The 14,492-nt window shown below is 50.5% G+C and carries 8 protein-coding genes; 3 read left to right on the top strand and 5 right to left on the bottom strand.

Annotation, left to right across the window (positions count from 1 at the left end):
• The first annotated feature begins 88 nt into the window (after positions 1-88).
• Complete coding sequence (locus C5S61_RS19610; protein WP_110517748.1) at positions 89-1,234, top strand: glycosyltransferase family 4 protein; 1,146 nt, start codon at positions 89-91, stop codon at positions 1,232-1,234.
• A 141-nt stretch (positions 1,235-1,375) separates the two neighbouring features.
• On the top strand, positions 1,376-1,582 hold the full coding sequence (locus tag C5S61_RS19605) for a helix-turn-helix domain-containing protein (RefSeq protein ID WP_164689660.1): 207 nt from the start codon (positions 1,376-1,378) through the stop codon (positions 1,580-1,582).
• A gap of 111 nt (positions 1,583-1,693) precedes the next feature.
• On the opposite strand, the gene ubiE is transcribed toward C5S61_RS19605, so the two are convergent.
• The 5 genes from ubiE to C5S61_RS19580 all read right to left on the bottom strand — a co-directional run bounded on the left by ubiE (position 1,694) and on the right by C5S61_RS19580 (position 8,384).
• Complete coding sequence (ubiE, locus tag C5S61_RS19600; protein ID WP_110517743.1) at positions 1,694-2,404, bottom strand: bifunctional demethylmenaquinone methyltransferase/2-methoxy-6-polyprenyl-1,4-benzoquinol methylase UbiE; 711 nt, start codon at positions 2,402-2,404, stop codon at positions 1,694-1,696.
• Positions 2,404-3,003: a UbiX family flavin prenyltransferase gene (locus C5S61_RS19595; RefSeq protein ID WP_110517741.1), complete on the bottom strand. Its 600-nt coding sequence runs from the start codon at positions 3,001-3,003 to the stop codon at positions 2,404-2,406. The genes ubiE and C5S61_RS19595 overlap by 1 nt, the downstream gene beginning before the upstream one ends.
• The gene (locus tag C5S61_RS19590; RefSeq protein WP_110517739.1) at positions 2,996-5,329 is read right to left on the bottom strand and encodes an RNA-binding domain-containing protein; all 2,334 of its coding nucleotides are present in this window, start codon (positions 5,327-5,329) and stop codon (positions 2,996-2,998) included. Before C5S61_RS19590 ends, C5S61_RS19595 begins: the two co-directional genes overlap by 8 nt.
• Before the next feature lie 434 nt (positions 5,330-5,763).
• A complete protein-coding gene (locus C5S61_RS19585; protein WP_110517737.1) occupies positions 5,764-6,489 on the bottom strand; it encodes a metal-dependent hydrolase in 726 nt (241 codons plus the stop codon).
• A gap of 44 nt (positions 6,490-6,533) precedes the next feature.
• Complete coding sequence (locus tag C5S61_RS19580; RefSeq protein ID WP_110517735.1) at positions 6,534-8,384, bottom strand: TIM-barrel domain-containing protein; 1,851 nt, start codon at positions 8,382-8,384, stop codon at positions 6,534-6,536.
• 790 nt (positions 8,385-9,174) lie between these two features.
• Here C5S61_RS19580 and C5S61_RS19575 point away from each other — a divergent pair.
• Entirely contained in the window at positions 9,175-14,433 is a 5,259-nt protein-coding gene (locus tag C5S61_RS19575; RefSeq protein WP_110517733.1) for an alpha amylase N-terminal ig-like domain-containing protein, read from the top strand.
• The last annotated feature ends 59 nt before the right edge of the window (positions 14,434-14,492 follow it).

Here is a 14,492-nt window from a genome sequence, read left to right as displayed (position 1 = left end):
GCCCCCGACAACCGATCCCCACCCCATACTGCTTGACATTTTGCCAATCGTGACGAAGATTGAAGCAGAATTGTGTTGAGGTTGCACTATGAAAATTGGGTTTGTCTTTGATGATCACATGCACCGCATTGGTGGCATTCAGGTCTATATTCGTGGCTTATATCATTATTTTGAGAGCCTAGGCCACGAAGTGGTGATTTTTGCTGGTGGTAGCCAGTTTGATAACGCCAAATTGGCTGAGCGGATTATTCCTTTGGGAATTTCGTTGCCAACCTATGGCAGCGGCTCGAATACCTCATTGCCAATCTGCCTTGAATCGAATCGGCGTTTGCGCGAGCTTTTAGAGGCCGAGAATTGCGATATTTTGCATATTCAGACTCTGCACTCACCAACTATGGGCGGGCGAATTTTGGCTAATTCCAAGGCTTGCCACATCTCGACCTTTCATAATCGGGTTGATGAGCCGTGGAAATTGCAAGCGTTGCGCATGGCCAAATATATTTTGCCCGATTTCTTTCGCCATGTGCATGGCCGAATTGCTGGCTCACAAGCAGCAATGGAAACGGCACACGCTATTTTTGGCAAGCAAGATGAATATACGGTAATTGCCAGCGGCATTAATCTTGATCGCTTTGAGGATGCAGCCAATTTGCCACGCCTGCGCCAATATGATGACGATAAAATTACCCTGTTTACGCTTGGCCGTTTGGAGCAGCGCAAAGGTGTGGAATATTTGCTGCGGGCCTATGCCTTGCTCCAAAAAGATTATCCCAACCAATTGCGGCTCGTGATTGCTGGCGATGGGCCGTTGCGCGAAGAATTGCACGCATTGGCCGACCAATTGCACTTGAAAAATGTAGAGTGGCTTGGCTACGTGACCGATTTGGCATTGCCGCATATGATGGCCAGCGCCGATATTTTTTGTGCGCCAGCAATTGGCCAAGAAAGTTTTGGCTATGTGATTGTTGAGGCGATGGCGCTGGGATTGCCAGTCGTGGCGGCAGCCAATGCAGGCTATGCAGGCGTTTTGGTCAATCATCCAGGCAACTTGGCCGTGCCACCGCGTGATCCGCGTGCCATGGCTGGGGCAATTGCCAGCTTTATTGCCAGCCCAGCAGCGCGCAAAAAAATTGGCCAATCAAATCGCCAACAGGCCAAAAGCTATAGCTGGCAAGTCATTGGCGACCAAATTATGGAGTTCTACAAAAAAACCTTAGCCCAAACTGTGCAATAGTACCAAGCGATTAAGCGCTTTTTTGTGTAGTTTGCATAACAGGCGCTTAATCTTTTTATGCTATAGTAAGGCTTATGCCAACGGTGGCAACGAACCCCAATGTGGTGGATTCTAACGATGAGCTATCTAGAGGAGGCGCATATGCGTTCCCATGATTATTCAATCGAAGAAGCCGCCGGATTAATGCAGCTTTCCGAAGATACCGTGCGGCGTTGGGTAAGCAAAAAGTTGATTGGCGCGTATCAACTTGGGCGTGGTTGGCGAATTTCCGAAGATGAGATTCAAAATATCTTGAAGGCCCGCTACGAAATGGAGCAAGAACGCCAATTTGCTCCAAGCGCAGCCTAGTTTTCAACCTAGTTTTGGCAGACAACACAAAGCCCGCTGGATTCGCTACGAATCCAGCGGGCTTCTTTAACAAGCGGCTGAGGTCTTAAACATCTCTCCTCGCAAGCCTGTTTATTTGGTGGCGATATGCACCGCAACTGCGCCCAAGCCCAATTGCTTCCAGGTCACATCGCGCCAGCCACATTCGGCGATAATTTGGGCTAGCTCAGGTGGCTGGGGAAAAATCGATGCCGATTGGGGCAAGTAGGTGTAAGCGCGATTGTTGCCGCCCACGATGCTGCCAATAATCGGCACAATGTTGTTGAAATAGAATTGATGGCCCCAGCGTACCAAGGGATTTTTGGGCCGCGCAACCTCTAAGCAGGCCAATTTGCCCCCTGGCTTGGTGACACGAGCCATTTCGCTAAATGCTTGGCGAATATCCACGATATTGCGCATAGCAAAGCCCGTAGTCACAACATCAAAAGACTCGTCAGCAAATGGCAATTGCATCCCATCGCCATTAACAAAGCTATGCTCAGTTGTGTCTTGATCGCGCTTGGCTTGGCCCGCTGCCATCATGGCAAAAGTAAAATCCAGCCCAACTACGCCAACTTGAGGCATGGCGCGTTGCAGAATCGGCAGAAAATCGCCAGTGCCAGAGCCAACATCCAAGGCAAACGTGGCATGTGATTGCTTGATGCGTTTGGCTGCCCAACGCCGCCAGCCTTGATCCAGCCCAAAGGTCATCAGCCGATTCATCAGATCATAGCGCTCGGCAATGGCTGTGAACATGGCATTGACATAGACGGCTTTTTCAGCGGATTGTGGCAAGACAGACATTATTCAAGCTCCAAGCCAGCCCATTGCTGGTCACTATCAAGCTCAGGGCTTAGCCCCAAGGCAACTAAAGCGCGGGCTGCCACAAAATCGACGACTTCGGCAACCGTAGTTGGGCGAGCGTAGAAATTGGGCATTGGCGGTACGAGCCGCACGCCGCGCTGCGATAAACGCAACATATTTTCCAAATGTACGCTCGAAAGCGGGGTTTCGCGCGGGACGACGACTAAGCGCCGTCCCTCTTTTTGGGTCACATCGGCCACGCGCAACAGCAAATTGTTGGCGAGGCCAGCAGCCAACGCCGCAACCGTACCCATCGAACATGGCACAATCAGCATGCCATAGGCCGGATACGAACCGCTGGCAATCGTTGCCGCCTGATTATTGGGATTATGCTCGGTGATCAAGCCCGAAGCCTGCCAAGCAGCAACCGCTTCGGCCCAAGATTCGCCTTGTTCCTGTCGCCAAACGATGCGCGCTGATGAAGTTGCGACCAACTCAATTGGGTGTTCGAGCGCAATCAAGCGTTCGATAACCCGTTTGGCTAGCGCCGCACCGCTTGCACCACTAATCCCAACCACCACTGGCAAACGCTTACTCATCGTCCCATAGCTCCAGCAATTCGCGCCATTCGTTTTCTAGCTCTTCGCGACGAGCAGCATAGTAGATATGGTCAACGCCATCTTCATCGCGATAGACGAGATCGACTTGCGAGCGCATTGGCCGCATATAGCCGATATTGCCCCACCAGCGCACCGAAGCCTCGTCAATTGGCAGATCTTCGAGGAACATGCGGGCAGCATATTCGCGCACAGTGCCTTGCTCAAGATCTAAATCGCGCCATGGGTCGCTGACTTCGCCGCTGCGCAAATTGCGGAAGCGGAAAGAGCGGCCAAAATCGCTTTCTTCCATTGCGACAACTTCGATGCCTGTGGTTGGTGGCTTAACCCGAATCAGATTGAGCCATGCTTCGGTCAATTTGGCGCGGGTTACATCGTTGAAGGTTTGGAAATCTTCATCTTCTTTGTTTTTCATGGCTAGATCGAAGCGAATTTTCTCTTCGTTGCCATAGATGCGCCATAAGCCGCCACGGCCTTTCCACCGATATTTGCGGTCACCCCAAGGCATCCAGTTATCTTCATTGTCCGATTCTGCATCATCGATTGGTGCGCTAAAGCTGCGTGGTGCGCTAATTGGTGCATGATCGTCGTTATCGTTGGCATCGACCGCAAAACTATCGTTGATGCCAAGCAGCGAGCGCCAGCCTTCACCAAGCCCCCACTCGGAAACGCCATAGAAAATATGGTCGATTACGCCTGAGGCATCGCGATGAATTAGATCGTATTTGGTGCGATTGCCTTGCTGGAAGGTGCGCCAAACGCCGAGCCGACCATACCAGCGTACATCTTCGTTGAGGTCAATTTTGGCATCGCGTAGTTCTTCGTGGCGCGAGATGGCATAGGCCCACAAGCCTTGAGCGCGATCGCGTTCAACGCCGGTGGTGGTGCGCAAATCACGCACTTCGTAGGTCCAAACCGAATTGCGTTTTTGCTCGCTCACAATTTCGACCCCTGAGCGTGGCAATTCGAGATCTTCGCCATTATCAAGTGGCGACATGGTGCTACGTACCAACGCGCGGCGGGCAAGTTGCAATAATTCTTCGCGGTTAGCAACCTGGGTTTGATCATCGCGGCGCACATAGACTGCGCCATTGCTTGCAACATAGGGTGGCAATTCATCGGGCTTAACTTCAACCCGCACAACATCGCGTTCTTGATATTGCATTAATTCGAGGCTGAGGTTTGGTTGCGGGTCGAGGTATTGGGCGACAAGTTGCTTAATTTGTTCGCTAATCGTGGTTGCTGAGACAGCTTGCTCGCCATCAATGCCAATTAAGATTACCCCGCCATCGGCATTGGCCAGCGCTGCCACATCGTGCCAAACTTGCGCCAGATACTCCTCGGTTGCCGGACGGGCAATTAAGTGGCGTGAATCGCCATTCAGTCGCACGTTATCAATCTCCCATTGCTTTTGGTCGCGGCGTGGTACGCGCACCTTATCGATTTGCTTGCTACTGAATAAGGTCTTCAAGGCATCGAATGAAGCTTCGGGCAAAAGTGCCTCGAAATAGCGGTCGCCAACGCCATAGAGTTTTTTGCTTTCTTGGTCGTCGGCATCGGCGCGATTGATGCGGTGGGCATCGGAGCCTTGAATACAGAACATTGGCCGTTCGTAATAGGTATGTTGGCCATTATAAAAGGTTGGGCTGAGGTAGCTTTCGTGTGAAGCGTAGAAATGGACAAATTCGAGGGCGTGTAAATAAGGGCTTTGGGTTGCAGCAACCCGTGATTGGCCGCTATTGCCAAAGCGAATTGATTCGCTCACCACGCCAGAATGGGCATTAACGTGGGCGGCAATCACGATACCCCCAGCACGATTGATAATTTCATAGGCTTCGGTCACGTGTTTGGTGTTGGAGATTGAGCACGAGCCAGCCTTTAATTCTTGCGCTGGAATGCCCAATTGTAATAAGACCGCTTCAAGCACGCTAAGCGGAGTAGTTGGGGCAAAAAGGGCCAAAATATGCGAGCCATAGTGGCTGGTAAATTCAAAGCCTGGCAGTACAGTCAAATGAGCCAACAATTGTTGATATTCGCCGTAGCGTTCGCGCTCCTCAGGCGTACAGCGGTCTGCTTGCACAAAGCGTTCGAGTAGGGCTAGCTCATCGCGAAATTGCTCATAGCCGCGAATCGTGTTGTGGTCGGTAAAGGCAATAATATCAAGTTGATGGGCGGCTGCTGCCCGTAAAATATCGAGATAACTTACCTCTGGTTCTGCATAATCTTCAGATGCTGGCGTATGGATATGTAAATCTAAACGCATCCATCGCTCGGAAGGCGCAGATAACTGCTCATCGCTAAACGTCATTTTCCGTTTTACTCCATCAAGATCAATGTTTTTTCTTTTGCCAAAAACTCTCGACTTCTCGTGTCGATTTTGTTCGTCATGATACCTCAATCTGGTCAGAGCGGCAATTTACTTAAATTTGACCAATGGGTCGCAAATATGTTCTATTGTTTCCCGTGAAACAATCTAGCTTTGACTTACAGGACCTTAGTTATCAAGAAGTTATCCACAGCATGTGGATAACTTCGGTTAATTGCTAATGTGGAAAAGCTGTGGGAAATGTGTATAACTCGGCCAATTTAGGCGCTAAGGTTAATTCGAGGTTAAGCAATGCTGGATCGGCGCGCATCTGTTCACATGTAATTTAGCAAATTCGCAAGTTATACCAAAACAACGTGCCGTTGGTTACACAGCACGCTGTTGTTTCACTTTATTAAATGTTTCCCGTGAAACATTTAGGCCTGATAGGTCCACGCTTGACCTGGTTGCAAGGCCACAATTTCGGTCTTCAGCTCAAGCTTATTCAACTCGTTTTGCAAGGCTTCAGGGTTGCCATGCAAGGCAGGGAACGTGCCGTAATGCTCTGGAATTGCAAATTGCGAGCCGATTAATTTGAGCGCATGAGCTGCTTGGCGTGGCCCCATCGTGTAGAAATCGCCAATTGGCAAGATTGTGACGTTGGGCTGGTAGATTTCGCCCATCAAAGCCATATCGCTGTGAATACAAGTATCACCCGTCACATAGACCACGCAGCCATCGGAAAATTCGAGGATAAAACCACATGGATCGCCCAAATAGAGCGAAATATTGCCGCTAGTAACGCTGCTGCTGTGATGCGCTGTGGTTAAGGTTGCTTTGATGCCAGCAATCTCGATGCAACCACCTTTGTTGTAGCCAATACATTGTGTCGCATCGACACCTTGGCCTTGTACCCAGCCAATTAATTCGTTAATCCCAGCAATTGGCGCTTTGCTTTGTTTGGCAAGCTCAACCGCGTTACCAGTGTGGTCGCTATGGCCGTGCGTGAGCAAAATCGCATCAACATGCTCAAGCTCAGCCTTGGCCGAAGCTGGAAAGCTTGGATTATGTTCATACCAAGGATCAAGAATAATTCGTTTGCCTTCGGGGGTGACGAATAAAAAGCTGGCGTGACCAAGCCAAGTGATGGTCGTGTTGGCCATGAAATGATCTCCTTACACACCAAATACGGCTACTCGCTAAAATTCTACCACAGCCGTTCGAATAAAGGCATGGTTTCCAAGGGCGCTGGATAATTGTAGAGCCAGGTTTCGCCATCGAATTTCTCGCCAGTCCAATAATCGCGCCAGCCACCTTCGGGCAAGTAAATGTCGCGTTGGTAGCGGTTGGCTTGGAGAATCGGCGCTGCCAAATATTGCTCACCAAACAGCCATTGATCGCCAATAAAGCGCGTGCTAGCATCGTCGGGGTAGTGCCACCACAATGGTCGCACCAACGGCGTGCCATCGGTTGTGGTTGCTTGCAATAATTCGGCAATATATGGCTCTAACTCAGCGTGCAATTGAGCGTAGCGCTGGCAAATTTGGCTGGTTTCTGCATCGTACTGCCAAGGAGCAATTGAGAATTGCATGGCTGGCAAGAGCGCTGTAACTTGTGTCCAGCGAATCAGCAATTCGCGTTCTGGAAACTCGCCATTATAGGCATTGCCGCCAATCATATCGGGCAACACGTAGGGATAGCCGATGACACTCATGGCGAGGGCTTGAGTCACAACTGCATGCAAGCCGTTATCCATGCCCCAGCGGCTCCATTTATCCCATTCGCGGAAGAAGATTGGCTGTTGTTGCGAGCGCCAACCAGTGCGCACCTCCGTCCATTGCCACGATTGAGCAACGAAGGCAACGTAGCGATCGCTATACTGATTGGGAGTCATTGGCAGATGGGTTTTGGCTTCAGCGGGCAAGAAATTGCCTTCAGCACCATCGAATTTAAAGCCATCAATCCCATACAAAATTTGCAAGCGGTCTAAGCCTGCTTGCCACCACGCCAACGCCGCAGGATTTGAAACATCCAACAAGCCACCCCAACCTTGCCACCAACGAGTCAAATAGGGTTGATCATTACCTGGATGTTTGACCAAATAGCCATTCGCTGCTGCCTCAGCAAACGCAGCACTTTTGGGATCAAAGAATGGTGGAATCCACAAGGTTACTTTATAGCCAAGCTGATGCAACTGATCGACCATGGCTTTAGGATCGGGAAACTTACGCAGATCGAATTCTAAATCGCCATAAGCAGTTTGCCAACGATCATCGATTTCGAGCACGGAGTATGGATACTGTTGATCAATGATTTCTTGAGCAAAAGCCAAAGTTTGGACTTGATCAATATCCATTTTATAGCGTGCCCAGGTTGTCCAAATTGGCTTGCTGAACATAGCCAATGGCGGTGCAGCTGTGGGATGCCCAAGCTTTTGAATAATGTGTTGGGCAGCAAGGCTAACATTCTCAGCAATAACGAGATCGAGTACCAAGCGTGTGCCTGCATAGTGAATTTCGCTGCCATCTAAGCCAGCGCCAAATGGGGTTGGCGAAGGAAATTGCAATAGGCGAATTACGCCAGCAGGATCGCTATCGATCGTGACGTGCAAGGGGCCAGTATCTTCGGCGACCATAAATGCCACACCATTCGCGCCAATCCACACCGGCGTAACAATATTAAGTGTGCCATCATCAGCGTGATCGTAGGTAATCAAGGGTTGGCTTTGCACTCCAGCCAAATTGAGTGGCCAGCTTTGGATTACGCGTTCGCCCATGCCATACCACGAGCCTGCTGGCTGAATGCCAATTGCAAGGCCAATTTGGGCAACTTGATGTTTCACGTGAAACACCAAGCGATAGCCAGTGGCCGTAGTTTCGAGATTCAATTCAAAGGTTTGGTTATCGAAGCTGGTGTATTGCACTGTATCGGGCTGAGTTTGCACACCCATTGCGGCAAATTGCGAGCCATATTGAGCCAAATAGGGCTGAATCGTCAGCACTTCTTCATCATCGCGTTGAAACACCAATAAGCCAGTTGATTCAAGGGTATAGGTCATAATCACCTCATGCAATTATCAATTGTTGCATCTTATTATAGTTGGGGATGAGAACATAGAGCAAAGAACATAGAACATAGGGGAAGGTATGAAGGATGAATTATGAGGGATGAGAACATAGAGCAAAGAACATAGAACATAGGGGAAGGTATGAAGGATGAATTATGAAGGATGAAGGCAAAGGGCAACTCTTAACGCCGAGGCGCAGAGAACGTTTGGCTAGGGGCTTTGGGCTTTGGGGCTAATCGGAACATGAATCTGGCTAATCAGTGGCGAAAAAACTTAATCTTCGTGTCCTTCGTGCTCTTCGTGGATCAATTTTTTAACACAGAGGCGCAGAGAACGTTTGGCTATTGGCTATAGGCTATGGGCATCGGAACATGAATCTGAATAATCTGTGCCAATCTGTGGCTAAAAAATACGTATTGTGATTTCAAACAATACCCCAATAGCTCATAGCCTATAGCCTTCGTGCCCTTCGTATGCTTCGCAATTCAATTAACGTTTCACGTGAAACATTCCAAGCTATAGCCAAAATCATGGCAATTTTAGTGGCTGCTTATTCACATTAAATAGCAAAAATAGCTATCACTCGTGACTATTTTATCCCTTTGTATTGATGCAAATAATATTTCATCGTAAACACTTTTACTTTATTTAAAACCTCGTTCGTTCAGTTGACAAAGTATTGGCAGTAGGCTATGATCGCTGCACCGCTAAAGTTTGTTTGACGACGCAACAAATCAAGGACAACGTAGTTCAGATAAAACCCTTACCAAAGGAGCCGTCCATGCGTGACACAGCCCATCGTCGGAGCCTGATTAGCCGAATGCTGCTGATCAGTATGCTATTGGCGTTAATGATCCCCACGCTTAGTCCTCAAACTCCCGTGGTTGCCGCTCAACCCACCAAGGTTGATTTGGCCACCAACGCTCCAACTGTTTCCAATGCGCAAGTTGATTGGTGTTTCGCTGGTGAATTCCAAGACTGGAGCACAACCACAACCCATGCCAACGACGAAGGTCTCAACGGCGATTTAGTCGCTGGCGACGGCATTTACTCCCGTGATGTTGTAGTTGCAGCAGCTGGCCGCTCTGGATGGAAGGCCGTGGTTTGTGGCGGCTCAGCATGGGTTCCCAATGGGCCTAATGCTTGGATGAACACAACCCAAGCCAATCAAACGGTCAAATTAACCCTCGATACCAACAACTACAGCAGCAATGCTGGCAATCATGGCCTGCCTAGCAGCAATATTATTCATGCCTACGATTCAGGTTTTGCCAATTGGACAGTTGTTGGCTCATTCCAAGGTGATTTCAACAATATAGATCCAACCACAGCCATGACCAACATTGGCAACGGCTGGTATTCGTTGGTCTACACCGTGCCAAACGCTGGAGATCACGAAGCCAAAGTAAGCCATACTAACGATTGGGGAGCACAATATACTGCTCTTGGCCGTGCTGTCGATCAAGGCAACATTAGCTTTACCACCACCCAAGCCAACCAAAAAGTAACGTTTTTGCTTGATACCAACACCAGTCGCTTGACGATTCGCCCGCAAACTGCTGGTAACACCGGCCCTTGGTGTGCGCCTGGCGACTACCAAAATCCAGTTTGGGAAACTGCTGGCAGCCCATTGGTTGATAATGCAACTCAAGGTGACTTGCTAAGCGGCGACGGCGTGTTTAGCCGCGACGTGGTTATTCCAACCGCTGGCACATATCAATGGAAGGTTAGCAATTGTTCTTCCAACCCACAATTTCCAGCAGCCAACGCGTGGATCTACACCACCCAGCCCAGCCAAACTGTGAAATTGTTGTTTGATAGCAACAATCATACAAATGATGCTGGCTGGGATTTGCTGCCAAGCCAAAATATCGTTAATGCACTCGATTCTTCAAACAATTTCACTGTAGCAGGCAGTTTCCAAATCGGTGGTTGGAATAATGCTGATCCTGCTACGAAGCTGACCCAAATTGCACCCAACCAATTTGTGTTGCGCTATACGATTGCAACGCCTAATACTCACACTGCCAAATTCTTCCGTACTGGCTCGTGGACAGAGCAATACAATGCCCAAGGTCGGGTATTCGATGCGGGTGATCCTGCACCAATTAGTTTTACGACGACCACATTGAATGAAACTGTCGTGTTTTATTTGGATAATCGCACTGGCCGCGTAGCAATTACGCCCCAAGGCGATGGCCAAATTCCCGATTCCATCATCGGTGATGGATTGATTAATCGCGATGCAATCGAACATCACAGCCGCGAATCGCTCTATCGCGTGCCATTCGGTGCTGCTCCGCTCAACCAAGCGGTCAAATTGCGCTTGCGCACCGCTGCTCACGACATCAATCAAGCACGCATTCGCTTGTATTACACCGCCAACAACGGCCAAAGCATTCAACGTATGACCAAAGTTGCTAGCGATGAAAGCTACGATTATTGGGAATACATCATGCCAGCCCAAACCGTGCTGGGTGTGGTCTACTACCGTTTCATCATCGAAGATGGCAGTACAACCGTCTTTTATGAAGATGATAGCTTGTTCGATGGTGGTTTAGGTGAGGTGGTCAACACCAGCGCTGATCGCTCATGGAACATCTACATCTATGACCCAGCGTTTACCACGCCTGAATGGGCGCAAAATGCCACAATTTATCAAATTTTCGTCGAGCGCTTCCGCAATGGCGATGCTGGCAACGACCCAACTGCTGTAGCAACCGACACGACCTATCCCGGGCGCGGCTGGTTCTACCCAACCGAGCGAGGCCATCGCTTCCCAGTCACGCCGTGGAACTCAATTGTGCCTGATCCAGAGCCATTCACCGACCCAAGCAACCCATGGTGGTCGACCTATAGCAGCACCATGTATGGCGGCGACTTGAACGGGGTCCAAGATAAACTCGGTTATTTGCAAGATTTGGGCGTAACCACGCTCTATCTCAACCCAATTTTCGATAGCCCATCCAACCACAAATACGATGGCCGCAACTATCGCACGGTTGACCCAGCGTTTGGTGGCCAAGCAGCATTCGATGCCTTGGTCGCAGATGCGCACGATCGGGGCATGACCGTGGTGCTCGACGGCGTGCCAAATCACGTCAGCAGCGATAGCCCATTCTTCGATCGCTTTGGCCGCCACGCTGAAGTTGGCGCATGCGAAAGCGTCAATAGCCCATATCGATCGTGGTTCTTCTTTGAGCAAGCTGCCGAGCCAGGCACTGGCGTTTGTGCTGGCGATACCAACTATCGCGGTTGGTTTGGCGTAGCAACCCTGCCCCAAATCAACACCAACCACCCAGAAGTGCTGGCCTATTGGTTTGGCACGCCTGGCGGCAACCCCAATTTGCCAACCAACACCGCCAGCTACTGGGTCGATGGCGAAAACAAAGCAGACGGCTGGCGCATCGACGTTGTCCCCGATGTGATTGGGGTCAACCCAACCTTCTTTGAAACATGGCGCGACGTGATGAAAGCCGCCAATCCCGATTCTGTGCTCTACTCCGAAACCTGGAGCGAAGGCGATGTGCGCGATCGGGTGCTTGGCGATGAATTCGATAGCACCATGAACTATCGCTATCGCCGCGCGGTGTTGGGCTTCTTGCGCGATACCCGCTGGGTCGATGGCGACGGTGGCCAAGAGATCGATCCGCTTTTGCCAAGCCAATTTGTCAACAGCTTTGAAACCATCCGCGAGGATTATCCAGAGCCAGCCTACAATTCAGCAATGAACTTGATCGACAGCCACGATACCAATCGGGCCGTGCATGTGCTGAACGAATTTGGCTTTACTGGCGAGGGCTACGATCGCCAACCAGTCGATAATTTTGTTGATGCTCGCCATCGTTTGTCGTTGGTTGCAGCCTTGCAAATGACCTTGCCAGGCGCGCCAACCATCTATTATGGCGATGAAGTTGGCTTGACCGGCTATGGCTTCGATGTTCCACGCGACGATCCATACAACCGCCAACCATACCCATGGACTGACCAAGCAGGCTACAACAGCTTACCAGAATGGCGCAAAGCAGACACCAATTTGTTGGCGACCTACCAACGGCTTGGCCAATTGCGCCGCGACTACAGCTTCTTGCGCACTGGCTCGTTCGATGTGATGAGCGCCGACGATGCCAACAAAGTCTTGGCATATGGCCGCAAAGACGAAAATGGCGCAGCAATTGTGGTGTTCAACCGCGATAGCCAAGCGCATACGGTCGAGTTGAATTTGGCTGGCTACGTGCCAACAGGCACCGTGCTGACCCGCACCATGCCATTGAGCCAAACTGGCTTGTTGCCAGCAACCGATGTTACAACCTATACCTTCAGCGTTGCACCACAAAGCGTTGGCATTTGGTTGACTCCTGATAGCGTTGATATGAGCGCGCCTGCTGCGCCAACCAACTTGCAAGTGACCAACCAATTGTCACAAAGCATCGATCTTGGCTGGAATAGTGTGGCAACGGCTCAAAGCTACAATCTCTATCGCTCATTTGTTAGCGGTGGTGGCTACGAGTTGATTGGCAACACAACCACTACCAACTTTAGCGATGCTGGCCTAACGCCAAGCCAACGCTACTACTACGTGGTCAAAGCTGTACGCAATGGCTTGGAAAGCGCCGCCAGCAACGAAGCTTCGGGCTTGCCATTCTATACAATCAACTGGTCGAATTTACAATTCCCTAGCCTGATCAACCACACGATCAGCATCACCAACCCAACGACCAACATTTATGGTCAGGTTTACATCGAAGGTGTCACCAGCGAAGCTGGCGCAACGCCGAGCTTGCTGGCCGAAGTTGGCTATGGCCCCGATGGCTCGCAGCCAAGCGCTGCTAGCTGGCAGTGGTTTGATACCAGTTTCAATGTGCAAGTTGGCAATAACGACGAATTTGTCGGCAATCTGCTACCAACCAGCATTGGCACGTTCGATGTGGCCTATCGCTATAGCACCGATGGCGGCACAAGTTGGATTTACGCTGATCTTGATGGCTCGGATAATGGCTACTCACCAGCCCAGGCAGCCAGTCTGGTTGTTCAAGCAAGCAGCGATACCACCGCGCCAAGTGCACCACTCAATTTGCACGAAATCCGGCGCTCAGCCGCTCAAATCGTGATTGGCTGGGATGTTTCAAGCTCAAACGATACCTATCGCTACGATGTGTATCGCGATGGCAACGCGATTGCCTCGGTATTGCACCCAACTACAATCTTCACCGATACTGAGGTAACCGCAGGTATTACCTACACCTACCAATTGAAGGCGCTCGACGGCTCGTTCAATCAATCGGGCTTCTCGAATAGCGTCGATATTCGCGCCGAGCAACGGGTTGTCGATGTGACCTTCCGCGTCAAAGTGCCAGTCGAAACGCCAAGCAACGAAAGCGTGTATATCGCTGGCAACGATGGCGCAGTCTTCAACGGCGCTTGGTCGGCCAATGGCCAAATTTTGCAACGGGTGCTGACCGATACTTGGGAATTTAGCAAGCCAATTCTCGAAGGCACGATCTTGGATTACAAATACACGCGTGGCACGTGGGAACGAGTCGAATCGTGGGGCACGATCGAAGGCTTCAACAATCGCCGCGTCACAATTGAATATGGCAACGACGGCCATTTCATCGTGAACGATACGAATACAAATTGGGGCACTGGCGACGACAACCGCAAGGCTGTCCAAGCGTGGCGAGACCCCTTGGTCAGCAGCAGCTCAATTGCCAATAACGCGGTTGAGGTTGCGCCAAACGCCAATATCTCAATCACATGGTCGCAAGCTGTTACGGCAACCATGCCAATTAGCAACGTCTTGGTCTTGACCAACGCCCAAAATCAGCCCGTCGCTGGAACAGTGGTCGCTACCAGCCCTACAACCTTCAGCTTCATCCCCGCAGCACCACTGCCAAACGGAACCTACACGCTAACTGCATTCAATGTTCGGCGGGTCATTGGTGATCCATCGCCAATGCAACAACGCTACGTTGTGCGCTTCACGGTTGGTCGCGAAGGCTTCAAAATCTTCCTGCCAGTCGTTGGACGAACAAACTAACTCTCATTCTCGCCCGCTAATTGAATACCGATAATGGTGTCGGGGTATTGTCGCTGGCC

This window comes from Herpetosiphon llansteffanensis (assembly GCF_003205875.1).
GTDB classification, from domain to species: Bacteria; Chloroflexota; Chloroflexia; order Chloroflexales; family Herpetosiphonaceae; genus Herpetosiphon; species Herpetosiphon llansteffanensis.
The sequence above is the reverse complement of the archived record's forward strand: the minus strand, read 5'-3'. Positions and strand labels throughout refer to the sequence as shown.